Raw genomic sequence first — 24,903 nt, 5'->3', positions numbered from 1 at the left:
AGTCGCTCGGCAGGGAGCGGCCCCACGCATCCCGTCCGTCACGCATTGTCGGCCTCCCTGACCACGATGCCGGAGACGAGGGCGTACTCCCCGTCGTCGGGGTCGAACCGGATCTCGAGTCGTCCGTCGGTCACCTCGACGGTTCGCGTCACGTCGAGCGCCGTGTCGGACCCACCGGCCTCCTCGTCGATGTCGAGGTTGGAGACGGCGAGCTGTCCCTCCATCTCGACGTCCATCCGCCCGAAGTCGCCGGGGTCGTTGAGCTTGAGCGTCACCTCGTACTCGCCGTTCGGGACGTTCTGAGCGTACACGACGTCGTTCCAGTAGTACGCCCCCGTCTGGTAGACGAAGTCGTCCTGCGTGTCCGCCACTGGCTCCGTCGTCGACCAGCCGTTGTACCCGGCGGCGTCGTCCTCGTAGCGGACGCCGTCCTGGGACGTGTACTCGTCGCCGTTGACGTTCTCCGCCCAGACGACGTCGCTGTCCTCGACGAACACGAGCCGCGTCGTCGAGTCCTGATACCCGTCGTCGTCCGTGACGGTCAGGGTGACGATGTAGAGGCCCGGGTCGGCGTAGTCGTGCGTGACCGTCTCACCGGTACCGGTCGACCCGTCGCCGAAGCGCCACTCGTAGGCGGTGATGGCCCCCTGGGGGTCGTCCGAGCCCGCAGCGTTGAGCGTCACGGGGTTGCCGACCGTCGGGTCCGACGGGGCGAAGCCGAACTCGGCGCTCGGCCCGCTGATCGGCTCGATGACGAAGCGCGAGGCGTAGTAGGTTCCGTTCACCGTGTACCGCAAGCCGACGGTGATGTTCCGCCCGACCATGCTGACGTCCTCACGGAACTCGGTGAACTCGATGGTGGCGACCGAGTTCTGGGTGAGCCGCGCCCGGTCGTCGCCGGATTCGACCTGCGGCGACGACTGGTCGTCGCTCAGCGAGACGAGCTGGCCGCCCGAGGCGAGTGTCATCCCGGCGGTCGTGTCCGTGTCGCCGTCCTGGCCGTAGTCGACCCAGCCGGGGTCGTTGGCACCCACGTACACCTCGACGCTCTCGCGGGCGACGCCGTCGCTCGTCAGTTCCCGGTCGTCACGGTCGCTCAACGACCCCACCGTCGCGACGTCGGCCGTCGGGTCGACGAGGACGTCCTCGATGTAGACCGGGTCGTCGAAGTCGTTGCGGACACCGAAACTCACCCCGCCCTGATAGCCGTCGCCGTCCTCGTCGAACGCGAGTGCGTCCTTCTGGTAGACGAGCCCGGAGACGACGACCTGTTTGGAGATGTTGTCGGTCGCTCCCTCCGAGTCTGTCGCCGTCAGCGTCACCGTGTAACGCCCCGGTTCCGCGTACGAGTGAGTGACGACGCCCCCGCTCGTCTTCGGGGACCCATCGCCGAAGTCCCAGGTGAACGAATCCAGGTTGCCGTCGAGGTCCGCCGTGTCGTTGACGAACAGGACCGTCTCGTTCGGGAACGGGATGTACGGGTCGTAGGCGAACCCGGGAATCGGTGCCCGGTTCGTCGGGTCGACGATGTCGCGGGCCGAGGGACGCCCGGAGACGCCCCGGCCGATACCGATGTTGGGCCCGACCGTACTCGTTCGGGGCGGGGCGACCGCCGCGCCGGTCCCGGCTGAAGACACCTGCCAGCCACCGGCCATCGAGCCGAGCGAGAGCGGCGTCTCGTTAGTGACGGGAACGACGACGGTCACCGTCGGGCCCGAACTCTGCAGCTCGAGACAGGCGTCCTGTCCGGCGGGGCAGTCGGTGGTGAGGGTGGCCGTGTAGCTGTCGGCCGCTGAGAGTTCGGGCTGACGCGCGCGGAGGGTCACGTCCATCCCCTGTCGGCTGAGGCGGTCCGCCTCGGCGATATCGGCGGCCAGCGAACTCCCGACCGTCTCCAGTTCCGCCCGGGCCGCCCGCTCTCGGCGGTCGTCGACGTACCCCGCGGCCGCGACGAGGAGGCTGCTGATGAGGACGGTCGTGATCGCGATCGCGAGGACGTAGTTGACGGTCGTCGCGACCCCACGGTCCGCCGTCCAGAACACGTCGGCGCGACTCACGAGTACACCTCGACGGTCCGGTTGTTCGTGGTCGTCGCCGTCCCCGTCTCGTACGACGTCACGACCGTCGCCTCCCAGACGACGGGCGCGTTACACGGTTTCGGCAGGGGGCACGCGTACGACCCCGCCGCGAGCGTGTTGGGTGGCGACCCGGACGTGACGAACGCGTACGTGCCGGTCGCGGCGTCCCCGTTCGTGAATCGGACCTCGTACGGGCCATCGAGCGGTCCGGTCAGATTGAACGTGCACCCGCCGCCGTAGCTCGACCCGTCCCGCAGGTCGAGCAGCAGTCGTCCCTGTGACGGCGCACACGGCGTCGGTGCCGTTCCGTTCCCGCTCGAGAGCACCGTCTCCACGTCGACCGTTCGCGAGTCGTCGCCCGTCGTCGTGTTCCGCGAGAGGTACAGCGTCGCCGAGTTCCCGACGCCGTCTCGGAGTTCGATCGTGAACCGGTCCGCGCCGTCTGCGTCCGTCACGTTCGCGGCGTCGAGGTTGAGGACGGCCCACCCGACCGCCCGTCGGTCGTCGACGGGCTGCCAACTCGGGTCACCGCCGACCGAGCCGTCCTCGGTGAACGGGCCGTCGGTGGACTGCAGCACGCGCGTGCCGTACGTCCGGTTGACGAGCGTCACGTTCACCACGCCCGGTCTGGACTGCAGTCGGGTCTCGGTGGTCAACCGGGTGTACGTCGAGACGTTGGCCGTCACCGCCTCGTCGAGCGTTCCGACGTCCGCGTACGGGGTTCGGTGGTTGAGATACAGGAGCAACCGGGGAGCGTCGCGAGCGGCCTGTCGGTCGACCTGTTCCGACACGTCGAGGTCGGCTCTGGCCGTCGAGTCCGCGAGCGAGTCGGCGAAGAGTGCGCCGTTGAACGCCAGCGCGAGCGCGATGACGACGAACGCGAGCGCGATTCCCCCGACGAGGATGAGCTGTCCGGCGTCGTCGTCGAGCACGGTCACCATACGGTCAGACGCACCTCCACCACGTTGTACAGCCGGCTCCGCGGGGCGGCATCCGGAATCGGGAAGTAGCCGTCGTCGCCGTCGGACGGGTCGGTGTCGTACTCCCAGAGCTGTCGGTCGTCGTTGTTGACCTCCTGGTCGAGCGTGGTGTTATCGAACAGCGTGACCGTCTGACTCACCGAGACGGCGTCCGGTGCGGGAGGGCCACGGTACACCAGTGCGAGCGTTCCTCCGCCGTCGTTCAGGTCCGAGACGTTCCCGCCGCGGTAGTGGAAGACGAGGTTGTACGTGTAGCCACGTTCGGTGAACGTCTCCTCGAACGCCTCGTCGAACAGCTCCGGTGGGGGTCCCTCGGAGCCGTATCCGGACGAGTCGTCGACGGCACCGTCGAACACCTGTCCGGTCGCATCCCAGCGTCGGATGGCGTTCGCGAAGTTCGTCTCGGGGTCGTCGGCGAGGGCGTCCATGAGGTCGCTCGCCTCGGTCGACAGCTGTCCACGCGTCGACTCCGAGACCTGCCCGCCGGACGTCGGGGTGATGACAGTCGCCTGCAGTGCGAAGAGGACCGCAGACAGCAGCACGATCGAGGCGACGAAGCCCTCCAGGGTGAACGCCTGTCCGCGGTCGTCGGTGGTCACCATACCCTCACCACCAGCCGGTAGCGAACGTCGTCGACGACGACCATCCGCGTCATCGTCGCGGCCCGCTGGTCCGCGTAGGACGCACCCGCGTGGACGTCTCGTCCCGTCACGACGCTCCCGTTCGCGTACTCGAGGGTGACGTTCGCGTACGTCGACTCCCGGAGGTCGTAGTCGGTGCGCACTGTCGCCATCGACCCCGAGGCGAAGAAGGTCGACACCGACGAGTCGTTGAGTCGGTTCGGATAGTCGTCGACGGACAACTCGGCGACCAGTTCCGTCGCGAGGCGGTCGGCTGTCGCGGCGTCCGCCCCCGTGGTTCCGTCGCCGACCGCACCGAGTGCGGACGGAACGTACGCGAAGACGAACGCGACGGTGAGGAGGAACACGCTGATGCCGACCGCGTAGTCGTGTGTCGTCTGCGCACGGTCACTCATGCACACCACCGCCACTGCGGGTGCGCGGTCGAGCCCGAACCGGTGTCCGACGACACCGGGCACGGCCACGGACGGACCGGGAGCGACAGGCCCAGAGGTCGTGGGAGGGCACCGATTCGAAGCGCTCTGGATCCCATTGCTCTCGTGGTTTCGCCGCTTCGGTGGTAACTGTTGTGCGTTGAAAATCATATTTGATAATAATATGGTCTCGGGCGTGACACGACCCAATACGGAGGACACGTTAGCGATATTCGAATGGGTTCCGTTCGGTCCACCCAGTACAGGGCGTGCCTTCGGTGAGATGTCCACCGAACAGTAGTGACACTGTGTGGGGTGAGTTCACAATACGACTCGGCCGCCCGAGCCAGCCCGTGGCGACGTAACTGAAATAGGTTTCACCGTCGGTTCGACGGGGATGACTCGCGGCCGACGACTGAACCGCCAGTCATCCTACGAGACGCGGTCACCCACCACCGTCCCGGTCGGGGCACGTCAGCCATACGTCTCTTCGAGGTACGCGACGATGTCGTCACTCTCTGCCAGCCCGTCGATACCGTGGTCCGGGTCGACGAGGACGGGGACGCCTGCTTGCCCGCTGACCGACTTCACCTCGAAACGGAGGAAGCGAAACGGGAGGACGGTGTGCCGTTCGTACTCGAGGCCGAGTTCGTCGAGTTTCCGCTCCACTTTCGCACAGTACGGACAGCCCGGGAGGCGGTAGAGTTCCAGCATCGCGCGTTCGGCTACTCGTTCGCGTCTCCACCACAAGAAGCCGTCGCGACTTCGCTACCGGACTGCACGGACGGTCACCGTCGTCCGTCGTCGGCGCGCTGGTGCGCCGTCGCCCGCGGACGGACACTGTGGCGCGAATCAGAGCGGGTTCGTGGTGAGCGTCCCCCGTCGGTGGTGGTCGAGTTCTCCGAGGCGCTCGTCGACTCGGCCTGGCTCGTACGCACGGAGTGGTGGTCGACTCGGCGGTCGAGGCCAGACGCGTGAGCGACGTCGCGACCACACGAGCTGTGTTGGACGTGCAGTGGGCTACGTCACCTCGCTGTCGATCGGCGCACTCGCGAGCCCGGTCAGTTCGGGCTCTCTCGCGAGTTCGAAGGTGAGACGCCAGCCATCGTCGGCCTCGGCGGCGCGGACCGACGACGGGAGCCAGTCGGGTTGGCGGCGGTACAGGTCGAGGACGATCGGAACCGTGGGAAGCCGCCCCTCCTGCGGGGAGAGCGCGTACTCCGCCACCTGGACGACGGTCGACTGGACTCCCTCGTCGAGGTCGACCGACGACGCCGACTGCGTGTACGCCCCGAGCAGCCCACGCGTCTGGAGCAGCGAAAACGTCGCCGAGACCGGTCGCGCCGTCGGTTCGTTCGCGGTCAGTCGGGTCGCCGCTTCCGAAAGGACGTCGGCCTGCTCGACAGGGGTCAATCGAGTCGAGAGTTCGGCCGCCGTGCTCTCCAGCAGGCACAGACAGAGGTTGTCCAGGTCGCCGACCCGCTCGGCGAGTTCGAAGTACGAGTCCATGACGGCGGTCTCGACGGCGTCGAACTCCCGACCCGACAGCGTCTCGAAGATGGCGGCTGCCACACGGTGACAGAACTCGACGAGCGTCTGGTGCTCCGACGAACCCATCCCGTCTTCCGCCGACGGGCCAGCGGCCGCTCGGGGTCGACTCCGTGGTCGTCCCGCCGTCTGTCCGGCCGGCGCAACCGGACCGCTGTCCTGACAGACGATCACGTCGTAGTGCGGCAACTGTGGGTCGTATCGACGCAGCGCCGCACGGTACTGTTCGGTCGCCCGGGCCGCACTCTGTGCGGCGGTCCGTCGTTCGAACCGATGCCCGACAGCCGGCACCGGACGGTGGCCTGTCCGTCCACAGACGAGGTAGTACTCCCCAGCGGGGTCGGCGAGTCCCTCGATGTACTCGCGGATGTCGACGAGCGTTGTCCCGATCATGGTGTCTCCGTCTTCCCTTCCCTTGGCCGACAGGCGACCGTCCTCGAACCGCGCGCTGGGGGCCACCCCGTCCCGCCAGGGGCCGTCCATCGTCTCCACGCCCGGTCCGCTCCACCAGTGGCAGCCGTGCGGTTCATCGTCTCACCGGGCTACCGCCTCACTTCCGGCGGACTCTCGACACCGACGACTGGTTCCGTCTCGTCCGGTTCCGTCCGTGTCGGTTCAGCTGTCGACCCACCAGCACGGCCAGCGACGAGGACGACTGGTCCCCGCTGCGAATGCTGACGTCGGACCGACGCCCCGCCACGACGCGTCTCTCTCCGCATAGTTTTAGGCTCGCCTAAAGATGAAAAAGGTTTCCGGATTTCAGGCTCGTGTACACGCGTTCGACGGTCAGTGCCGCGCGCCCACCGAGCCCCGACTGCCCGCTCTCGAGGAGACGTGAGCGGCCGTCCGGACGATGCCGACCGGAACTCCACCGTGACGTGGCGACGTCGGTGACCAGTAGCGATGCGCTCGTTCACCGGGATGTGAATCCTGGCTGTCACGAGGAACGTTCAAGCGAGGTGAACCGCCTCGGGGTCAACTGGTCCGAGAGGCGAAGTCTCTCGTCCGCACTGATCTCTCCGATTTCCGTACGACTCGGAGGCACCCGCTTTACGCCTCCGTAGAGACGGTCACGACTCGGTTGTCCCGCTCACCAATCGGGAGAAAACGGTGTTCGTCAGCCCTCCGCCGATGCGACCGCACACGAGACCGAAGAGGGGGGCGACACACAGCACAAACCCACTGGCGACGACCCAGAACGCGACTCTGGAGAGCGGCCATGCCGCCATGTCACTGGCCGCCATACTGATTACCCTCATCGCCAGCGTGCATACGGCGACTGCCCCACCGATGAAACCAGCGCGGAGTCCGGACGCAGCCGGGTCCGTCGAGCGGAGTACGGCGATGACTCCCGCGAGAAACGCTCCGAGGAGCATGATGCTGCCGCCGACCGTCGCCGAAGAGTTCGGCAATCGGTCGAGGAGGGCACCGACGGGCAGCGAGCACAGTGCGCCCACGAGTGCATATCGCCACGGTGCCGAAACGGCACTCCTACGAAGCGTTGACCGGAGGGACTGTGTCACGACTCTGCTCGTGGCGACGAGGTCGGTTCGTCTGGGCGATTGCCGGCCACCCAACTCCCGATTCGGGTCCCGACTTCACCGACGAGCGCGGAGATTCCGAATCCGATGACTGCAACCACAACAGTAAAGCCAACCGTGAGCAGCGTCGCGCTCGTCACGAACCACGCTGGCCCGGCCAACCCACTCGTGGCCGCGATTACGTCGAAAACGACCCAGAGCACCGGGAGCCCACCGACGATTCCGACTCGGGTCCCGACCCCGCTGGTCTCACCGCCCGCGCGCCTGGCCAGATAGCCGGCGAGGATACCACCGAACAACACTGCTCCAAGCGAGAGTTCCGACCCCGTCTGCCAGTAGCTGAGGGTGGTGAACGGGAGGGAAGCCATCCCACCGATGAGGGCGTACTTCCACGGTGTCGTTCCGTGCTGGGGAGGGGGACCAACGTCTGACATCGTGACTCAATCACCGTTTGATGGAGCCGCGTGATAATAGTTTGTCAGACTGAAGCGGTCGTTGAACCATCCTCGGTCACGGTTCTCCGTGATCGAGATGCGATGTCTCCAGTGGTTGCTGAGCGGCCTCCCCGTTTTCTGTCAGAATCGCGTGACCGGTACAGGAGTCACAGACGACAGACGTGGACGGTTTGATCTAGCCGGTGCCGAGTGTATCAATAGTTTGTCGACACGCCTCCGGAGTCGCGCGAGCCAGCGCCCTCCCGGCGAGGTACCCACCGATTACGTCGTCGAACTGTGACAGGCGTGCCTCACCCTGGATTCGCGAGAGTTCCCAGTCGGCACTCGCAATCCGACCGCCGGCGTCCGTCACGACGGTGCGGGCCAGGTCGGGGACAGGACTCGCTTCGAGCGCGGTCTGCAATGCGTCGTAGGCCTCGGTCCGGAGTGACCTGATGTCCGCTGCGCTCTCGATCTGGTACCCGCCGTCCTCGTCGAGGCGCGAGTGTACCCGTTGTAACGCCCGGATGTACGCGAGTCGTCGGTTCGCGTCGACCACCGCAGTGGCAGGCCCAAGCGCCTCCGCGATTCGCTTGGGCCCCCTCGACGCCGCTCGACGGAGGTCTGAAACGAGCCGCTCTTCGACCCCCCACTCCTCGGCGGTCGGTTCGGGCGGCAGGTCGGGCCGGCGCGAGCGGACATCCGACAACAGCCGCTCGGCAGCACCACGAATCGTCGCCCCGACCGTCCCGACATCGTTCGGGAGCGACGCGGTGAACTGCGCGTCGAGTTGTCGCACATCGGCGACGAGCGCGCGGACGGATTCGGCTTCTTCACCCCATGCAGCCACTGCTAGAAGGTCGGACCCTTCGTGTGAGGGGTGGACGCGAGTCTCACCTACGGCCCGTTCGAGCGCCGTCTCGATCCGGGCGTGCACCAGTGCTGCTCGGACTGGATCCCTCCCGAGGTACTCGTGGTCCTCACGGAACGACCGCGCGTCGGCGACCGACTGTCGGTGTTCTCGGCGGACGCGTTCGACCGTGAGTCCGTCCTCGACGACCGCCCAGCCGGCCGCGGCGGAGCGCGCTTGGTCGCGGGCGTGCCGGAGCGCTCGGAGTGCCGCGAATCGGGTGTCTGCCTCGAGGGCTTCGTCGAGTCGATCGGTCGCATCGTCGGCCGCATCCGTGAGCTCGCGGCGGACGTGGCCGTTCGGGATGTCGTCGGGTCCCAACGGAAGCGGGAGTCTCGCGAGGAGTGAGGTCGTCCGACTCCGGGCAGCGTCGAGATGTGACGCCTCGATTTCGACCGGGACGGACGGTTGGACTGGCGGGTCGAGCGCCGAGTCCTCGTCGATGTCGGGCAGATCGTACGCCCTGATCGTCTCCCGTCGTCCGCCAGCCAGGCCTCCGAGCCCACTACAGCCGGCCATCGCGCTCGTCCCGACGAGCGCGAGCAGCCCACGTCGGGTGACAGACCCTCGTGCGGGCATCATCGCTCACCGTCCGGGTCGGCGTTCTCCGAGAGAGGCACGCGAGATGGAGGGGCGACACCGTCGGCGGTGTCGGCGCTGCCACGTTCTCCGGTGGCTCCGCCAGGACCCGCTGTACGGTCACAGGCAGCGGATCCGACGGAGGTGCTGTAGCCGCTCACCTCGTCTTCTGAGAGCGCGGCGGGGATGCGGACGAGCCAGCTTTCGGCGGCCCACGTGTCTGCCGCGCACCGCTCGTCGTACGGCAGCAGTATCCGCGCGTAGTCGGTTTCGACTGTCGTGGAGTGCCACGAGACGTGACAGAGGTCGAGCCGGAAACACTCTCTGACCCGATGGTTCTGGATGTAGACCGTCTCGCGGTCGAACGATGTACTCGCGATGAACGACCGCGCGCGCTCGGCCGCCGGAACATCGACGATTTCGACACGTTCGGCCCGGGATTGACTGTCGACAATGAGGGACGAGATGTGACGAGAGTGGGCGTCCGGAGCGGGACGGCCGTCGTTTCGGTCGGGACCTGTGAGCCAGATCGGTGGACGGCCGTCAGCCACTCGAACACGGGCGGTTTCGGGACTCGTCGTCGAGTCGGTGGATGTGTCAGAGCTATCTTCACTGGCAGTCGGGGAGGACGTTCGTGCCGAACCGTTCCCTTGGAGTCCGTTACAGCCGGCTACACCGGCGACCAGACCGACGGTTCCGTGGAGGAGGCGGCGGCGGGTGAGGGGGACCATCGTCTCTCTGTAGGTTTGGTGGCACCAACGGCATATGTCTCGTGGTTCCCACGAGTTCGCCGACCGGACCGCGGCGCTCCGGATACCGCCTACACGAGAAAGTTATTGGCGGGTCGTCCGACGGATGAGTCGTTGTGACAACGCCGGTCCGGTTCACCGGCCGGCACTGACGAGCACTGTCCACTACCAGGCCCGTACCCGGTCCGTAATCGTTCTGATCGCACTGACGAGCCGACGGCGTTGATAGAGTCCCTCCGCGAGTGCCCAGATGAGTGTACTGAGTGCACCGAACACGAGATAGACGAACGACCAGGGAGCCATCCAGACGGGGCGGACCCACTGTGCTCCAGCCTGCCAGCGGTCGGCGAGTGCGCGGGCAGGGTCACCCACGACCGGGAGCCCCCCGAAGTTCGCACGAAGCCACCCGGGGAACAGGCGGCCATCCTCCTCGGTGCCGGGTGTGAGCCCCGCGGTTCCGGTCAGATTGTAAGAGCCCCGGTATCCCAGGTCGTGCATCGTCGGTGACCTGACGCCGTCGTTCCCGTGGGCGACTCGTTCGGCGCTGAACGGCCCCCAGGGGACGTAGGCCTCCCAGACGATGCGGCCTTTCGGTGTCACCTCGATGATACGGTGGTTCCTCGAATCGGTGATTAGCGTGTTCCCGTTCGGAAGCCGGTTCGCGTCACGCGGCCAGTCGAGTTGGCCCGCGCCGACCGTCCAGGTGCGTTCCCACGTGCAACTCTGATTGACGCGCTCGGTGCAGGTGTACTCCACGACGCGGTCGTTCTCGGAGTCGGCGACGAGGACGACCGGCCGGCCGTCGTCGGTTTCGAGATACGTCGGGTTGTGTTGTTCGTACAAGACGTCGTGGTCGTCATCCGCACCGAGTTGGAAGGTGATGTTCTTGCTTTCTCGGTCGACCGCGATCACCTGGTCGAAGTTTCGAGGCGAGGCCACATACCGCCCCGGTCCGATCTTGTCGACGTCGTTCACGTGGGTCCAGTCCGGATTCACTCCTCCGTCCATCGATTCTGGGTAGTGGTTCTTGAAGTACCACTCCCAGACGATCCGCTCCTCGGTGAGGTCGTAGATGAACAGCCGGTCGTTGCTGGTCGAGTTCTCCGCATCCCACTCGCGCATGTTGGCCACGAGGAGTTGATCGCCGTTGATCAGGTCTGCGTCGTGGGTATCTGTGATGTTGAATTTTGTCTGCCAGACGCGGTCTCCGGTCTCCGGATCGAGTCTGTATACGAGCGTCTTGCCGACGCCACCCTCCCGGATGGTGTTCACCACGAGGACGTCACCGCCCGGCAGAGGATCGGCGTCGTAAAACCAGCCGACACTGCGTTCTGGACCGTCGTGCACCCACGAGACGTTCCCGGAGGAATCGAACGAGACGAGTCGTGCCGGTTTGTTTTCGTTCCCACGTCCGTCGACGTGCCACCCCTGCACCGCGACGAGCGTCGCCCCGGTCGCAGACGACTCGACGTTGCCGGTCTGGATCTCGGGTGGGTCGTACACAAGCGTCGCTGTGGTCGCTTCGATGACCAAGACAAGCACCACGAGTGCCAGAGCGGTACGCGTGGCCCAGCGCAGGGAGCGAAGTGGAGAGAGTCTCATCGGTCGATTCAGTTCGAACCAACGTCACATGATAAATAAAAGAAAGTTGCGACCCGGCAGACCGGCCGAAAGAGGCTCGACGGACCTACCGCGACGTGTTCGTGTACAGATACCCTACACACACGGCGAGCACGAGTTCAGCTGCTTTCGCTCCGACCGCCAGCTGATTGAGGCTCCCACTCCTGAAGAACGCGTCCACGCCGAAGCCCTGGAAGGCGAAAAACGCCAGAATCGTCACCAGGGAATACCCAGCAGCAACGAGGTACAGTTCGCGTCGCCAGTACCGACTCACGTAGAGGACGAGCCCACCAAGGAACCCCAGACCGTTCAGGATAAACAGAATCCCGAGCAGCTGACTGAATCCCATGACACGAGGCCCGAGGAGCAGATGGATGATGGCCGTAACAACCGCTGCGAGAATCGCGACGTACGCGACTGGATGGGATGGAACGTTGACGAGCGAGTCTGTGCCTGTCACCGCGGTCGAATCTGCAGCCATAGGCAGTATTGTACTCGTGTTGATAAAAAAGTGAGGTGCCGCTTCCGAATCCCTGAGGGCTCAGTCGGTGGACGGACTTGCCATCGCAGGAGTCTAACGAGGTGTGTGAACTGGCACCCTCCTGTTCTGGTACCTCACTGGACTCGATGACCCTGGTCTGGCCTTAGACACGGTCGGCTCGAAGTGTCCGCCGACCCCTCTATCGATCCGTTCGAACTGTTCAGGAACGGACCAATCGAGTCGACCGGAAGTCACCAGAGAGTTCACGGGGGCATATCGACGACGAGCGGGCCGAAACCATCCGACTCGGTGTTTTCTCTCGGGGAACGGGAGGTGGGTAGACTGGCTCGCACCTCGTTGGTAGGCGGACACGATTCGGGACGGACGAGAACACGTCGGACAGATCGATAGAGGGGTGTCCGTTCCTGTGGCCGATACGTGCTGTTTCCTCTACCGTTAGAGCGCTTCGACGTCGGGCGTACCAGAGTGACCACCACCGCTCCCGAGAAGTGGCTCTTCACGCAGTTGGAGGAACGCGTCGGCGAGAATCCCATACGTCAGCACGAGGAAGACGGAATTCGTCGCGAGCGAAACGAGTTGGCCGACTAGCGGGCTGGCCAGGGAGAACAACGACCCTGCGGCTCCAGCTATCCCGCCAACCACTCCGAGGAGGACGACCAGTCCGAGAAGTCGCCATCGATTCCCTCTCGCGAGTTCCCAGCTCCGACGGAAGGCATCTAGTGGGCCTTCGTCTTCGACGGCGACCGCGAAGATGGCGAACTGGAAACTGATGGCCAAGAAGAGGCCCGGGACGAGAAACAGCGCGAAGCCGAGCGGAAGCACCACCCCGAGAACGAGGCTGACCGCGGCCGCTGACAGGAACGCTCGCCCGATACGACGGGTAAACACCTCGGCAGGCAGCGTCGAGAGTTCTGCGGGGTCCCGGCTGAGTAATCGCGCTGCAACGAGGAACACCCCGAATCCGATGAGGAGCGACACGACCGTGACGACGATCGCTGCGTCCGTGGAGAGCGGGAGTGTGAGACTACTCAGTCCCGCCTCGCGTGGTTGAATCCGGTCCGGGAGTTGATTGAGGATGAGGGTGTTCAGCGACGTGACGAGCGCGACCTGATACAGCACGGTCAACCCCAGGACGACGAGACCACTGACTGACACACTGCGTCGAACACCGCGGCTCAACGCACGGCCGAGTTGGAGGGCCATACCTCTGCTTCACGACTGCCGTACATGAATCCGGGGAACGCTTCAACTGCTGTTGAATCTATATTCGCTGGGGTTGGAATCCGCTGGACAGGTCACGAAGCTGGACTCCGGGCCGTGCCAACTGGTCGTGTCAACTTCACGACCGATTCTACCAGCCGGCGAAGAGTCCAGCCACGAGTCCACGGTCGGGAGCCGAGCGTTCGTAAACATATTTGAAAGATAACAAGTACTTCGACCTTATCCAAAATGGATACGTTCGACACCGTTTCGATTCTCATGCCGACTCACGCGATGTCGGAGGCCGAGTCAGTCGAGTGCAGCTTCGAGATGAGCCGTCTCGTCGATCAGAAACGTGACGTCGTTCACGTGCTGTTTGTCACTTCCGTCAACCACAATCCGCTTCGATTCGACATCGATGTCGGGCTGTACGTCTGCCTTCTGAACCCAGTTGTGGGTCACGGTCGGAACCCAATCGAAGCCAAAATATAAAGCTGCTATTTTGTATTTAGAATAGATAATTCTGCAAGACGGAACTGAATACACACCTGAATCGCGACCTCGGGGTGTCCACTGTCGCTCCACACATCCCGCGTCAATCTACTCGGCACTTCGGCTGAGGTGGTCGAATTCGGACAGAGTGCATTCGAACATCAATCGCCTCATTCCTCACCTCTTACGACCGGTGACACCCCCGCGAAAATATTAAATAGATAACATGTGTTCTCTCGGCATGCAAGAACCGAGACGGATTTCACTCGGTGGGATGTCGACCTCTCTCGGGAATCCGTGGATATTCTTCGGTGTGACCTACACCGTTACGTGGAGTTTCTTGCTGCTGGCGATAGTTCTGGACGTGAGTTTTCAGAGCGTCGAAGGGGTAGTGTTGCAGTTGCTGGCACTTCTCGGCCCGGGGGCTGCCGGTATCGGATTCATCTATCTCGTCTACGACGACCGGGGGCGGGCTGACTTCTGGAATCGAATCAAACAACCCCGCCGTATCGGCGTACGGTGGTTCCTGGTCATCCTGCTGACCCCGGTCGGAGTGACGGTCGTGGCCGCGGTGGGTGCGTCACTGCTGGGCGGCTCAGGCGTTGTCTGGGGTGAGGCCGTTCGAGAACTGAGTCGCAATCCACTGGCGATTCTCCCGACGCTGTTCTTCGCGACGCTCCCGCCGATTCTCGAAGAGTTCGGATGGCGCGGGTACGCATTAGACCGACTTCAGCTGGACCGATCGGCACTCGGTGCAAGTTTACTGTTGGGCGTCGTCTGGGCCGTCTGGCACCTCCCGCTGTTCTTCGTCGAAGGGTCGTTTCAACGCGAGTTCGTCGGATTCGCGACGAGCGGCTTCTGGCTGTTCATGATCGGTATCGTCGCACTGTCAGTCATTTTCACCTGGGTCTACAACCATACCTCGCGTAGCATCCTCGGCATCATCCTCCTGCACGGATGGGTGAACTTCGTGTCCGATACCGTCGAGGTCGCAGACGAGTACTACTACCCGGCCTGGGTCCTGACTGCAGTCCTCATCACGGTGATCTGGGGGGCGAAGACGCTGCGAAAGACCGGCGACGTGCCCCATCCACCCCTGCAAAGCGATACCTCCCGTGGGTAAGCTACGCTGTTTTCGCCTTGGAACGGTTTCTCGTCCGGGTTGATCCGTCTCCGTCGCCGTCGAGGACGAGAACTTCGTCGCGGCCATGCAGGACAGCTGGAGGCTGACTCGTGGGCACCGCTCGTGACTCTTCGTTCACGGTGCCATCATCACCCGGACCGGGAGACGACGGCCACGGCCGAGACGGGGACGGCCACCTCCGCGCCGCATCCGAGGGAGCGACCGGACCTCTGCCGCCGCCCCCACGACCGTGTCTGCCTCGACTCGTCTGCGGGGTGGCCGGTCAATCGATCGTCACCACGGCCGTTCCGCGCTTGTGCCCGGTGTCGACGTAGCGGTGCGCCTCGACGACTTCCCTGACCGGATACCGTCGCCCGATTACCGAGCGGATCTCCCCGGAGTCGAGGAGCGTTCGTAGCTCCCCGAGGTATCGTCTCCGCACGCCAACTGGCTTCATCCCCGTGGCCGCGAAGACGGCCCGCCTGTCGCCGACCAGCCTCGTCCGGGCCATGGCGAGGAGAACCCCTACTGATGGGACGGTCGTCATGTACAGCCCGCCCGGGTTCAGCGCGTCCGCGAACCCCGCGAACGACCCCTTGCCCACGGCGTCGAAGATTACGTCGTACGTCTCATCCGTCTCGGTAACGTCGGTGGTCGTGTAATCGACGACCCTGTCGGCACCGAGCGAGCGCACGAGGTCGACGTTCCTAGTGCTGCAGACGCCGGTGACCTCACACCCCACGTGGGTGGCGAGCTGGACGGCGAACGTCCCGATACCGCCCGAAGCACCGTTTATGAGGATGGACTGGCCGGGCTGGAGGTCGGCCACGTCACGGAGGAACAGCATCGCTGTGAGGCCGTTATCGGCGACGGCGGCGGCCTCGGCGTCACTCACACCTGCGGGTGTCAGTTCGACCGTACCGTCCTCGGGGACGCAGACGTACTCGGCGTGCGCGCCCGACTCTGGCGCGATTGTCCCGAACACCCGGTCGCCGATGGCGAAGCGCGTGACGCTCTTGCCGACGGCCGCGACCTCACCGGCGAACGCGTCGCCCGGGATGGACGTGGGACGTCGGAGGCCGCTGAAGAAGCGGACGGGGAACGGCCGTCCTTCGCGCATGGCCGAGTTGGCCGGGCCGACGGTGGACACCCGAACGCGGATCAGGACCTCGTCGGGCTCCGCGGTGGGCTTCGGCGCCGAGTAGAGCCCGAGGACCTCCGGGCCGCCGTACGCTGTGGCCGCGACGGCCTTCATTCTCGTGTCGGTCCTGGTCGTTCGTTCGGTGGAGCTTGTCGGCATTCCACGGGAGAAGAGGGCGGCGAGTGTCGTAAGCTGCGTGCTCGGTACGAGGGGTAGCGTGTTCGGTTTCGAGAGAATCCGGTGAACTGGCGGGTCGTTCGCCGACACCACGGGTACGTCGTCACAGGACGGGTGAGAGATTTCCCGTGCAGACGTAGCGTTCTCTCAGCGTGGACCGACGCCAACTCGGTCCTCGTCTGCTGGATACCCGGCTCGATGTCGTGCGACCTCCAGCCAGGATGAAACCCGGCTCATTGAGGCGACAGTGAGGATTTCGCGGTTGCCGTGGGCTGACTGTCATTCGGAGGGTATGGGGGCTCTTCTTTCATCATCGGACCAAAAATTCCGCCGGCCCGGGGCACTCAGAGCGCCATGTAACCGCCATCGACGGGATAGGCGTTGCCGGTGACGAACGAGGCCTCGTCAGAGCAGAGCCAGACGACCGCGTTGGCGATTTCTTCCGGCGTCCCCATCCGGCCGAGCGGTTGCATCTGGACGAACTGTTCGATCGAGTCGGGGTCCTCGTCGGCAGCGCGCTGAACCATCTCCGTGTCGATGACCCCTGGACAGACCGCGTTCACGCGGACGTCCTCCTGTGCGTACTGCGTCGCAGCGACTTTCGTCAGCCCGAGCACGCCGTGTTTACTCGCGACGTACGGTGGCCCACCAGCGGCGACGAGCCCGGCGATCGACGAGGTGTTGACGATCGCACCGCCACCGTTCTCGACCATCTCCCGAAGTTCGTGCTTCATACACAGCCACACGCCCTTCAGGTTGATGTCGATCACTCGATTCCAGTCGTCCATCGTCAGTTCTGCGAGCGGGGCATCTCTGCCCTCGATGCCTGCGTTGTTGACGGCGATGTCGGCGCTCCCGTATGTCTCGACAGCCGTCTGTACCAGCGCTTCGACGTCGGCAGGGTCACTGACGTCCGTCTCGACGAACGTCGCTGTGCCCCCTGCGGATTCGAGCTCGTCGACGACGTTCTGCCCCTCCTCGGCGACTACGTCCGCGACGACGACGTTCGCCCCCTCCTGGGCGAACCGCTCTGCAGTCTGTTCTCCGATTCCCGATGCCGCACCAGTCACGATGGCAGTCTTGTCAGCCAGGTTGTACGCCACATCTTCAGATGCACACGATATGTACCTAGGGTGTCATCCCCACGAATCAAGAACGCCCTCGACCCGCTCTGTTGGACGTGCGCTCCAGTTGGCTGGTTGCGTCTCCACTGTGGGCGAACGAACCGGAGACGACTCGTCTCTCGAATTCTCCGATGATTTGCTCGCCGCCTCTGCCCGGGTTCGATGAGGACGAGTCCGAGGAATCCGAAGCTGACCGTTTCTCGTCGTCGGAGGTCGGACGGGCAGCACGGTCAACGCTTGTGGTGGCCGCGACCGATCTCACGTTGCTCACCCGCTCACTTCGGTCCCGTCCTCAGTCGTGTGCTCATCGACCGGTCGGATCGTCCGGTAGAACGCGGTCGAGAAGGTAGCGAAGAGGCCGGCGAAGAGACCGGTGAGTATCACGATGAGGACCACCAGCACGGCGGTGCCAGCGAGGCCCACAGACGGGAGGTCGACCGGGAGAGGACCCGCGGCCGGTCCGACAGGGTCCACACCCTCCCCCTGTGAGAACGGCGGCGACGTGAGAAGCGAGAACAGCACACCGAACACGCCGAACACGGCACCGCCGACGGCCGCCAGCACGGTGTAGCCGAAGACGGCCACCAGGTTGTGTCGGACGCACCACGCGCTCCGTTTGATACTGTCGACCGCCTCGAGGTCGTCAACGACGACCGCGTGACCGAAGAACTGGACGACGAACGCGATGAGGAGGTATCCGAGGAGCGCGATTCCGCCGATGATGGCGAGAATCACGAGTGGGACGAGACTCGGCTGGCCGGCACTTCCGAGGAAGAAGATGCCACCGAGGATTGCCGCGAACGTGATGACGAATCCCAGGACGAGGTTTATCGCGAACAGGCCGAGATAGACCACCAGAATCGACACGTAGTGCGTCTTGCCTTCGCGAACGAACGTCTCGAAGGAGGTTCGACCGTCGATGGCCTCGTTCGCCATCCCGATGATTCCACCGAAGAAGAACGGCACGACGAAGATCGTGAGTCCACTGACCCCCAGTGAGACGACGCTCCCGACGAGGGGATGGAGCGACTGTGCGAGCACACTGGGAACCTGAAACAGGCTGAACGCCGCAGCGATGACGAACACCAGTGGGTTGCGTCTCGCCGCACCGATAGCTGTCTGGAGCGCTTGGAGGACTGCCATACCTGCACTAGCTCGAACGCGGTGTAAAGAGATACTGATTCGTTGCCAGATAGGGCCGTTCGGGTGCTGCCGCGGAGCGCGCTTTTCAACCCCCAGAGAGCGTGATACAGTGACTCACTTCGAGGACAGCCTTACATAGCTATAACTGTAATTTTATCTTGTAATGGGATACGTCAATCACGAGTGATTTACCTGTACACGTGTGAGCGCGGTCACCACTGTAGCACACGTTCAGGGGTCACCTCGTGTCGCTGATTGACGGAGGCGGCCGAGGGACCGGCGAGTGAGTGACCCAGCACCGTAGGCGAGTGTTCCGAGGAGTACAGCTGCGGTGCCGAACACGGCGAGACTGACCGGGTCGAAAAAGAACGCCAGTTCTCCAGAGAGGCTTCTTCCCGAGAGTCCAAAGAATGCCCAGTCAGCGTGGAACCCGAGATAGGCCGCGAAAAAGAGCATCCACGCGAAAACCAAGCCCCCACTCCGGTACCCGACACCCGTCGCGACGACGAGACCCACTACGGTCGCGTCTCCCGGGATGATGAGGATTCCTCCTGCGACGGTGAACAGGTCGACTGCGTACGCGAGACACGTCGACACGGCGAGTACGACTGCGGACAGGAGAGTGAGATTCCGTCTGAAGCGAGTGTCCCCGGGTCCGACAAGCAGGTTGCGAAGTGAGCGGGGCACATCGTCGCGTGACATACAGGGTGATTGACGTTTGGTCACCCCGATAAAAAAGCCCCGCCATCACGGACCGATTCCCGAGACGCCCTTGTGCGACTCCTCGGTGACGAGACGTCTGAGGCACCGGTCGCCCCCGAATCAAGACAGGGAGACGCCGACGAAGCCCTGCACGACGTCTCTGGGTGGGCTCGCTTCGATATCGACGACTGCGGGGAGACCGGCGTCGCGGCCGGCAACGAAGGGCCGGATGGGGGAATCCGTCGTCGCGCCGACGACTCGCTTTTCTCTCGGTGAAGCTGCCGAATCCCCCGGCCTGTACCGCCTGTGGGACCTCGTCGCTGAAGCAGCCACCGCACTCGACGCACCCTTCGACGACGTGTTCGTCCGCCAGCACGACATCCAGGTATCGGGATGGTAGTTCCCCACTCCACAACCGGGTTTGAACGGCGCGACTCACACCCCAATATCGATGTGGCTCCAGTGTGGACAGCCGTACATGAGTCTCTCGGCCGTCATCCGGAAGGACTTCGAAGACTCCATTCGGTCGTTCTCACTCCTGTCGACGACGTTGTTGTTCGTCGTCTTCGCAACCGGTCTCGCCGCCATCCAGTGGATTCCCGTCATGTACCGGGACAGCGCCGTGGACGCGAGCACGCTGGCCCTCCTGAACAGTATGCGACAACCGACTGTGTTCATGGTTCCGCTCATCGGCTTCGTCCTCGCGTACGACACGATCATCCGCGAGCAGGACCGCGGGAGCCTCCGACTCCTGCTGGGTCTTCCGAACTCGAGATTGGAAGTCGTCTTCGGGAAGTTCATCGGTCGCACGGGCGTCATCACCGTCTCGATACTCGTCGGCTACACTGTCGCTGGTGTCATCGCCCTGGCAACGTACGAGTCGTTCGATTTCGTCGTGTTCAGCCGCTACACGCTCCTCACGGTGCTCTATGGCGCGGTCTACATCGCCTTCGCCACGGGGTTCTCGGCGGCGATGCAGTCACGCCAGCAGGCGTTCGTCGGTGCCGGAGCGCTGTACTCGCTGTTCCTCGTCGGCTGGGACGTGCTTCTGTTGGTGCTGCAGTTGGCAATCTACGGGCAGAACATCCCCGAGACGGGACTGCCGGACTGGTTCAAGTTCATCGGCCTGTTGAACCCCTCGACCGCGTTCATGCACGCCGTCAGAGCGGTCATCCCCGAGTACAGTGCGATCACGTTCTATCCCCAAGGGAGTGCGTTCTACCTCGACGACTGGGTCGGCTTCGTCATCCTCGCTGTCTGGGCAGCTCTGCCGCTCGTTCTCGGGTATCTCCGGTTCGAACGCGCTGACATCCAGTAATCAGAATCACCCCTAGATGTCCCAGTACAGGTGCTTGTTCGTCCGCCCGCGCTCGATTCGTCTACTCCCGGCGATAGCAGGTATTAAAATCTCGACAGTCGAACGAGAAGTACACTCGTGAGTGATACCATCTGGTCAGGTCCGGTACTCAGCGGTCGCCGCGTGGTCGTCTGTCTCTGCATCACGTCAGTCGTCGTGACCACCGACGTGTTGTTCATTCACACGTTCGACATCACGACACCGACCGAGTTCGTGACCGAAGTCGTCCTACACGCGCTCGGCTTCTACGGTGGGTTCACGCTGATGGCGCTTCTCGACTGAACGCCGACGTCGTCGCACGATGTATCGATGCCGTGCTCGTATGATGGCTTCCAGTTCAGCACCGACGCCGTCACTTCTCGGGGAACACGCCCGCCGGATCTCGGAATGCGAACGGGCCGACCCGTTCACCCGTCGTCGCGTACCGGTACAGCGCCGTTCGGACGATCGCCTGGACGGTCTGGGAGCAGACGAGACAAGCGACGACGATACCCCCACCAGCGACGAGCGCCGCTGTCCCGAGAAGGCCGTCGAGCAGGAAGTATCCCACGCCCAACAGCACGAGTCCCGGAATCGCGGCGACGAAGAACACGACGCTGACGCCGATAGTCGCGGAAACGCTCTCGCCCCACGTCTCCCGAAAGAGCGACCCGCTTCGGCGGAGTTGTCGTCGAATCCCCGTCTCGCTATCGAGGACGATGACCGGGACGATGAAGTACGTCAGGAGGACCCACGCGAGGTCGAACACGAGTCTCGCGAGGCTCCCGATGGCACCGAACTTCTCGTCGAGGACGTACATGAGTGTCCCGAGCGTCGCGGCCACCACTCCCCACGTCGCGACCTGCCGACGGACGCGCCATGCAGCGGCGAGGCCGTCTCGGACCGAGGTCTCCTCGCCGTCGAACATCCGCGCAGCGCAGTGCACCACGGCTGCGTTGAAGAACGTCGCCACGCTCGAAGAGACCGCGACTGCACAGAACAACGCTCCGTACCTGTAGCGGTCGTTGGTGAACAGGGAGTCGACGATTCCGAGCCGGAACGCGAGCGCAGCGAGGACGGCAAATGCGCTCCCGACGGCGAGCAGACTCAACGCGGGGAGCACCGCGAGCGTCGCGTTCTGTCTGAACATATCGAGGCTCTCGGACGTGATGTCGAGACCTCGTCTGTACTTGGAGGGCATAGCCGGTGGTACCCCCTCCGATGAAATAAATCTCGGGGAGAACGTAGGAGATACCCGAGACCGTCGCTCAACGCACCAGATCAGCCCCCGATCGAGGAGCTGAAAACCGCTCGATGTGCTTGGCGTGTTTGGTCCCACGCGGACTGATTGTTCCACTGTCATCCCCCAGCTGTTGGCCGGATGGTAGGACCGCATCATCCCTCCGAAGCAAAGGTTATTATCCGGTCTGTTCTTGTCGAATCGTGCTTGCTCGTCGAACCCGCGCACGCTTCCAGGTTGTCGCCAACGCGGTTTGGATCCTCGTCCTGGTCGTCGTCGCGAGACGTCAGTCTGGCCTCGACTCACGGCGTCCCCCAGTGCTTCTGCTTGGAGCGGGAGTCGTCTACGCGGTCTCGTACCATGCTGCTCACGATTACGACTTCGCTGGTATTCGGCGTTCTCGTCTCCGTCGGGTCGCGTTCGTCGTGGTCATCAACATCGTTCGAGTCTGGCTTCGGCCCCCGTCAGTCACTGGAGGGTACGGATTCGCCCTCGGCCAGTGTCTGGGAACCGTCGCCTACCGCCTTCGATGGGGTGTGCTGGGCGGGTTTCCGGAGTAGCTCTCGGAAGGAGACGGGGTACACCGCATCGACCCTGCGAAGGGCTACTGATTCGACACGACTCCGACTGAAACAGCTGGTACGTCTGTGTGCGAATTGAACGGGGCTCTCCTACGATGGCCCGAGAACAACGTCGGGAGTGAAGAGCGTGAGACTGAGTAGACCGGTCAACAACAGAATCGCAGTGACACGCAATCCACCAGCCATCTGTCGGTGTTCCGTCGGAAGGGACTCGGCGAGTCCAGACAGCGCGAATCCAACCGCCATGATAAGCGAACTGATGGAGGAACCGCCGCGTAGAATATCCTAGTAGATGTAGATACTCAACATGACGAGCGAGCCAGCAACCATTACGAACGCATGGATTCTCCCAGAGGGCTCACTGAAGACGATTTCTCTGATTTTGGAGAGCATGGAACAGGTCGTTCTCGCGACACTGTAAATAAGTGTAGGATGACAAATGTTATCCAGCCGTACTCTTTCCGCCGTGTCGAACCAGACATACGGACCCTGAAAGGAGCAGAGAGGTGGGGAGGATGTCGAGCGTCGCTGTGTTCGATACCCCATGCTCGCTGTGTCACAGGACGGGAGTGTCGCAGTGTCGGAAACTCGTCTCGGCCTCCACGTCGCCGTGGGGAGAGACGAACAGAAGTCGATACGATTTTTGCCGAAGCGACATCGCGTTCGTCCTGTGATGGTCCTGCAAGCGACCCCTCCCGCTCTCGCCCCTCCAGCGGCGATGTTGGCTGTACTGACCGTCGGTGGGTTCATCCTGGGGGCGGCTGGGAGCGCCGTCGTTCGCCGGTTGTCGAATCCGGTTGGCAAGTACCGACTGTTCTACCTCGGTATGCTGCTTCCGTTCACCCTCCTCTCGTACGGTGTCCTTGCCCTCCTGGCGTTCGGCCCCGCGCTCGCCGCGAAGCTCCCTGTCCCGACAGCCGGACCGGTCAGCACACTCGTCGCCGACTTCTTCGGCTTCTTGGCTGCCGGACTCGTCGGCCTCGCAGCCTACACACCGACCCTTCGCGGGATTCGCTCGGCCCGTGACATCGACCTGTCGACTCGAACCGCCGTGGCCCGAATGGCGCGATACGTTCTCGGTGTCAGCGTCGTTCTTGCCGTGGCCCTCCTGCCGCTTCGCCTCTGGGGCACTCTCGCGTCACCCATCGGACTTTTGCTCGGTCTCGCGGTGGTCGTCGTCGGCTCCCTGGCTGGGTCGCCATGGATTATTACGGTGCTCCGAAGTACGACGAAACCCACCGGAGAGACCGTGGACCGCCTCAACGCCCTGCAAACGCGTGCTGGACTCGAGGTCAGAGACGTCCGCATCCTCGACACTGAAGCCGAGGAGACGGCGAACGCCCTCGTTCGTGGCCCTCCCCGCTACCGGCGCTTATTCGTCACGAGCACGTTCCTCGAACGGTTCGACGACGACACGGCGGCTGCCCTGCTCGCGGTTCAGGCGGGGCGTGTTCGCACACGGCTGCTCGCGCGGCGTGCAGGGACCGTCATCGTCGCTGGCGTCTTGCTAGTCGCGGCTGTGACGGGGTCCGATGCCCGGTGGCTCCTCGTCGTAGCAGCCGTCGGAGTCGTACTCGTCGGGTTCTGGCTCACGCGCCGCGGCGTCCGGGCGGCCGACGAGTACGCCGCCGCCCGGGTCGGCGCTTCGACCGTCGTCGACGCGTTCGAACGGTACGCGGCGGTCCACTCGATGGAGCCGTCCCGACGTCAAGTCCCGAATCCGCTCTCGGTGAACGTCGCGTTGGGCGACCGAATCGACCGTCTGCGAGCGTGAACCGCTACTCCAACGACGGAACACGCTCGAGGAGCGCGAGTCGCCGTCCTCCGAGCTCGACGCCTGCAGCGACCAGGATGACCCCTAAGAAGACGAACCAGGCCCCGAAGTACAAGGCGTGCGGGTCGTCGACAGTGGCGACGAACTCCGTTCTGGCGTCATTCAGCACGAACACCGCGAGGAGAGTCCCAGGAGAGACGAGCCGGTGGCGCACGAGGAGGTACAGCGGAACGGCGGCGAGCAGCCACATTCCTACGGTACTGAACAGGTACAACAGGAACTCGAAGCCACCGGTCGCGGTCACACCGAGCCGAACGGCGAACCACACCATCACGCCGGCGTGGAGGACACCGCCAGCAGTCGCGAGAGTCGCTGCCCGTCGCCGCGAGGCGGGTATCGGCACCCACTGCAGTGGAGTTGGAACCGACGGAAGCCAGTCCCAGTCCAGTCGACTCACGTATTCGACGAGACCGAGAAAGACGAACCCGACCGTCCAGACGGACGCGTTGAGCATGTACCGGACGATGTAGAGGCCGTTCTCGACGACGATGATGCCGGTCGGCTCGGAGAGTCGCTCGAGTTCTGCGATGTCCCGGAACGTCGGTCCGGGTGGGGACAGTTCCATCCCGAGAACGTAGCCGGTCGTCAAGACGAGTGCACACAGCGGTGTAACCAGTGTGTACCGCAGGGCGAGCCACACTGGCACTGCAGCGACGACGATGAGACCACCGTACCGCCACCCCATCCCGACGAGCGAGTAGTCGCTGGGACCGACTGCATAGCCGAGTTGAGTGGCGACGAGGAGGAGGGCGGCTGCGTGGACGAGCCCGATTGACAGGCTCACCACCACGTTCCGGTCGGAGGCCATGGTCGTG

The 24,903-nt window shown here is 64.0% G+C and carries 25 protein-coding genes; 5 read left to right on the top strand and 20 right to left on the bottom strand.

What is annotated here, in order from left to right:
• Positions 1-38 precede the first annotated feature (38 nt).
• From E6N53_RS15620 to E6N53_RS20795, 14 genes are all read right to left on the bottom strand, one after another.
• Positions 39-2,057: a DUF7266 family protein gene (locus E6N53_RS15620; RefSeq protein ID WP_142860486.1), complete on the bottom strand. Its 2,019-nt coding sequence runs from the start codon at positions 2,055-2,057 to the stop codon at positions 39-41.
• The gene (locus E6N53_RS15615; RefSeq protein ID WP_142860485.1) at positions 2,054-3,019 is read right to left on the bottom strand and encodes a hypothetical protein; all 966 of its coding nucleotides are present in this window, start codon (positions 3,017-3,019) and stop codon (positions 2,054-2,056) included. The genes E6N53_RS15620 and E6N53_RS15615 overlap by 4 nt, the downstream gene beginning before the upstream one ends.
• Positions 3,013-3,660: a DUF7288 family protein gene (locus E6N53_RS15610; protein ID WP_142860484.1), complete on the bottom strand. Its 648-nt coding sequence runs from the start codon at positions 3,658-3,660 to the stop codon at positions 3,013-3,015. The genes E6N53_RS15615 and E6N53_RS15610 overlap by 7 nt, the downstream gene beginning before the upstream one ends.
• A complete protein-coding gene (locus E6N53_RS15605) occupies positions 3,654-4,094 on the bottom strand; it encodes a DUF7287 family protein (RefSeq protein WP_142860483.1) in 441 nt (146 codons plus the stop codon). The genes E6N53_RS15610 and E6N53_RS15605 overlap by 7 nt, the downstream gene beginning before the upstream one ends.
• A gap of 492 nt (positions 4,095-4,586) precedes the next feature.
• A complete protein-coding gene (locus tag E6N53_RS15600; RefSeq protein WP_142860482.1) occupies positions 4,587-4,826 on the bottom strand; it encodes a glutathione S-transferase N-terminal domain-containing protein in 240 nt (79 codons plus the stop codon).
• A 306-nt stretch (positions 4,827-5,132) separates the two neighbouring features.
• Positions 5,133-6,053 (bottom strand): DUF7551 domain-containing protein, encoded by a 921-nt coding sequence (locus E6N53_RS15595; protein ID WP_142860481.1) that lies wholly within the window; start codon positions 6,051-6,053, stop codon positions 5,133-5,135.
• Between the two features lie 677 nt (positions 6,054-6,730).
• On the bottom strand, positions 6,731-7,183 hold the full coding sequence (locus E6N53_RS15590) for a DUF5518 domain-containing protein (RefSeq protein WP_142860480.1): 453 nt from the start codon (positions 7,181-7,183) through the stop codon (positions 6,731-6,733).
• Positions 7,180-7,635, bottom strand: coding sequence for a DUF5518 domain-containing protein (locus E6N53_RS15585; protein ID WP_142860479.1), 456 nt, complete (start codon positions 7,633-7,635; stop codon positions 7,180-7,182). The genes E6N53_RS15590 and E6N53_RS15585 overlap by 4 nt, the downstream gene beginning before the upstream one ends.
• A gap of 196 nt (positions 7,636-7,831) precedes the next feature.
• A complete protein-coding gene (locus E6N53_RS15580) occupies positions 7,832-9,127 on the bottom strand; it encodes a hypothetical protein (protein ID WP_142860478.1) in 1,296 nt (431 codons plus the stop codon).
• The gene (locus tag E6N53_RS15575; RefSeq protein WP_142860477.1) at positions 9,124-9,675 is read right to left on the bottom strand and encodes a hypothetical protein; all 552 of its coding nucleotides are present in this window, start codon (positions 9,673-9,675) and stop codon (positions 9,124-9,126) included. Before E6N53_RS15575 ends, E6N53_RS15580 begins: the two co-directional genes overlap by 4 nt.
• 363 nt (positions 9,676-10,038) lie before the next feature.
• Positions 10,039-11,415 (bottom strand): aryl-sulfate sulfotransferase, encoded by a 1,377-nt coding sequence (locus E6N53_RS15570; protein ID WP_236642413.1) that lies wholly within the window; start codon positions 11,413-11,415, stop codon positions 10,039-10,041.
• Positions 11,416-11,560: 145 nt separating this feature from the next.
• Positions 11,561-11,974 carry a DUF7475 family protein gene (locus E6N53_RS15565; RefSeq protein WP_136591178.1) on the bottom strand — a complete coding sequence of 138 codons (414 nt, stop codon included), beginning with the start codon at positions 11,972-11,974 and terminating at the stop codon, positions 11,561-11,563.
• A 456-nt stretch (positions 11,975-12,430) separates the two neighbouring features.
• On the bottom strand, positions 12,431-13,150 hold the full coding sequence (locus tag E6N53_RS15560; RefSeq protein WP_201740221.1) for a DUF7847 domain-containing protein: 720 nt from the start codon (positions 13,148-13,150) through the stop codon (positions 12,431-12,433).
• A gap of 354 nt (positions 13,151-13,504) precedes the next feature.
• Positions 13,505-13,657 (bottom strand): hypothetical protein, encoded by a 153-nt coding sequence (locus tag E6N53_RS20795; protein WP_161596575.1) that lies wholly within the window; start codon positions 13,655-13,657, stop codon positions 13,505-13,507.
• Positions 13,658-13,928: 271 nt separating this feature from the next.
• Here E6N53_RS20795 and E6N53_RS15555 point away from each other — a divergent pair, with 271 nt between their 5' ends.
• Complete coding sequence (locus tag E6N53_RS15555) at positions 13,929-14,810, top strand: CPBP family intramembrane glutamic endopeptidase (RefSeq protein ID WP_142860475.1); 882 nt, start codon at positions 13,929-13,931, stop codon at positions 14,808-14,810.
• A gap of 283 nt (positions 14,811-15,093) precedes the next feature.
• Here E6N53_RS15555 and E6N53_RS15550 read toward each other — a convergent pair whose 3' ends face one another.
• The 4 genes from E6N53_RS15550 to E6N53_RS15535 form a co-directional block, all read right to left on the bottom strand.
• On the bottom strand, positions 15,094-16,065 hold the full coding sequence (locus E6N53_RS15550; RefSeq protein WP_236642380.1) for an NAD(P)-dependent alcohol dehydrogenase: 972 nt from the start codon (positions 16,063-16,065) through the stop codon (positions 15,094-15,096).
• Between the two features lie 407 nt (positions 16,066-16,472).
• On the bottom strand, positions 16,473-17,231 hold the full coding sequence (locus E6N53_RS15545) for an SDR family oxidoreductase (protein WP_142860473.1): 759 nt from the start codon (positions 17,229-17,231) through the stop codon (positions 16,473-16,475).
• A gap of 288 nt (positions 17,232-17,519) precedes the next feature.
• Positions 17,520-18,395 carry a DUF7847 domain-containing protein gene (locus E6N53_RS15540; RefSeq protein WP_142860472.1) on the bottom strand — a complete coding sequence of 292 codons (876 nt, stop codon included), beginning with the start codon at positions 18,393-18,395 and terminating at the stop codon, positions 17,520-17,522.
• A 231-nt stretch (positions 18,396-18,626) separates the two neighbouring features.
• Positions 18,627-18,992: a hypothetical protein gene (locus E6N53_RS15535; RefSeq protein WP_142860471.1), complete on the bottom strand. Its 366-nt coding sequence runs from the start codon at positions 18,990-18,992 to the stop codon at positions 18,627-18,629.
• Positions 18,993-19,326: 334 nt separating this feature from the next.
• Here E6N53_RS15535 and E6N53_RS20790 point away from each other — a divergent pair, with 334 nt between their 5' ends.
• From E6N53_RS20790 to E6N53_RS15525, 3 genes are all read left to right on the top strand, one after another.
• The gene (locus E6N53_RS20790) at positions 19,327-19,497 is read left to right on the top strand and encodes a hypothetical protein (RefSeq protein WP_161596574.1); all 171 of its coding nucleotides are present in this window, start codon (positions 19,327-19,329) and stop codon (positions 19,495-19,497) included.
• A 78-nt stretch (positions 19,498-19,575) separates the two neighbouring features.
• Positions 19,576-20,415, top strand: a complete 840-nt coding sequence (locus tag E6N53_RS15530; RefSeq protein WP_142860470.1) for an ABC transporter permease subunit — start codon at positions 19,576-19,578, stop codon at positions 20,413-20,415.
• Positions 20,416-20,532: 117 nt separating this feature from the next.
• On the top strand, positions 20,533-20,736 hold the full coding sequence (locus E6N53_RS15525) for a hypothetical protein (protein WP_136591206.1): 204 nt from the start codon (positions 20,533-20,535) through the stop codon (positions 20,734-20,736).
• 70 nt (positions 20,737-20,806) lie between these two features.
• On the opposite strand, the gene E6N53_RS15520 is transcribed toward E6N53_RS15525, so the two are convergent.
• Complete coding sequence (locus tag E6N53_RS15520) at positions 20,807-21,634, bottom strand: DUF6159 family protein (RefSeq protein WP_142860469.1); 828 nt, start codon at positions 21,632-21,634, stop codon at positions 20,807-20,809.
• A gap of 1,293 nt (positions 21,635-22,927) precedes the next feature.
• On the opposite strand from E6N53_RS15520, the gene E6N53_RS15510 reads away from it, so the two are divergent.
• On the top strand, positions 22,928-24,028 hold the full coding sequence (locus tag E6N53_RS15510) for a M48 family metalloprotease (RefSeq protein WP_201741165.1): 1,101 nt from the start codon (positions 22,928-22,930) through the stop codon (positions 24,026-24,028).
• Between the two features lie 4 nt (positions 24,029-24,032).
• Here the strand turns inward: E6N53_RS15510 and E6N53_RS15505 are convergent, their stop codons facing one another.
• A complete protein-coding gene (locus tag E6N53_RS15505) occupies positions 24,033-24,896 on the bottom strand; it encodes a hypothetical protein (protein WP_142860468.1) in 864 nt (287 codons plus the stop codon).
• Between the last annotated feature and the right edge of the window lie 7 nt (positions 24,897-24,903).

The organism is Salinigranum halophilum (genome assembly GCF_007004735.1).
Lineage (GTDB): Archaea > Halobacteriota > Halobacteria > Halobacteriales > Haloferacaceae > Salinigranum > Salinigranum halophilum.
Note: the sequence above shows the minus strand (reverse complement) of the source record. Positions and strands in the feature narration are given on the sequence as shown.

Excerpts from the sequence above, each read along its gene's own strand:
- E6N53_RS15615 (WP_142860485.1), bottom strand. The coding sequence starts at position 3,019 with ATGGTGACCGTGCTCGACGACGACGCCGGACAGCTCATCCTCGTCGGG.
- E6N53_RS15610 (WP_142860484.1), bottom strand. The coding sequence starts at position 3,660 with ATGGTGACCACCGACGACCGCGGACAGGCGTTCACCCTGGAGGGCTTC.
- E6N53_RS15605 (WP_142860483.1), bottom strand. The coding sequence starts at position 4,094 with ATGAGTGACCGTGCGCAGACGACACACGACTACGCGGTCGGCATCAGC.
- E6N53_RS15600 (WP_142860482.1), bottom strand. The coding sequence starts at position 4,826 with ATGCTGGAACTCTACCGCCTCCCGGGCTGTCCGTACTGTGCGAAAGTG.
- E6N53_RS15595 (WP_142860481.1), bottom strand. The coding sequence starts at position 6,053 with ATGATCGGGACAACGCTCGTCGACATCCGCGAGTACATCGAGGGACTC.
- E6N53_RS15585 (WP_142860479.1), bottom strand. The coding sequence starts at position 7,635 with ATGTCAGACGTTGGTCCCCCTCCCCAGCACGGAACGACACCGTGGAAG.
- E6N53_RS15580 (WP_142860478.1), bottom strand. The coding sequence starts at position 9,127 with ATGATGCCCGCACGAGGGTCTGTCACCCGACGTGGGCTGCTCGCGCTC.
- E6N53_RS15565 (WP_136591178.1), bottom strand. The coding sequence starts at position 11,974 with ATGGCTGCAGATTCGACCGCGGTGACAGGCACAGACTCGCTCGTCAAC.
- E6N53_RS15555 (WP_142860475.1), top strand. The coding sequence starts at position 13,929 with ATGCAAGAACCGAGACGGATTTCACTCGGTGGGATGTCGACCTCTCTC.
- E6N53_RS15550 (WP_236642380.1), bottom strand. The coding sequence starts at position 16,065 with ATGAAGGCCGTCGCGGCCACAGCGTACGGCGGCCCGGAGGTCCTCGGG.
- E6N53_RS15540 (WP_142860472.1), bottom strand. The coding sequence starts at position 18,395 with ATGGCAGTCCTCCAAGCGCTCCAGACAGCTATCGGTGCGGCGAGACGC.
- E6N53_RS20790 (WP_161596574.1), top strand. The coding sequence starts at position 19,327 with ATGGGGGAATCCGTCGTCGCGCCGACGACTCGCTTTTCTCTCGGTGAA.
- E6N53_RS15530 (WP_142860470.1), top strand. The coding sequence starts at position 19,576 with ATGAGTCTCTCGGCCGTCATCCGGAAGGACTTCGAAGACTCCATTCGG.
- E6N53_RS15520 (WP_142860469.1), bottom strand. The coding sequence starts at position 21,634 with ATGCCCTCCAAGTACAGACGAGGTCTCGACATCACGTCCGAGAGCCTC.
- E6N53_RS15510 (WP_201741165.1), top strand. The coding sequence starts at position 22,928 with ATGGTCCTGCAAGCGACCCCTCCCGCTCTCGCCCCTCCAGCGGCGATG.
- E6N53_RS15505 (WP_142860468.1), bottom strand. The coding sequence starts at position 24,896 with ATGGCCTCCGACCGGAACGTGGTGGTGAGCCTGTCAATCGGGCTCGTC.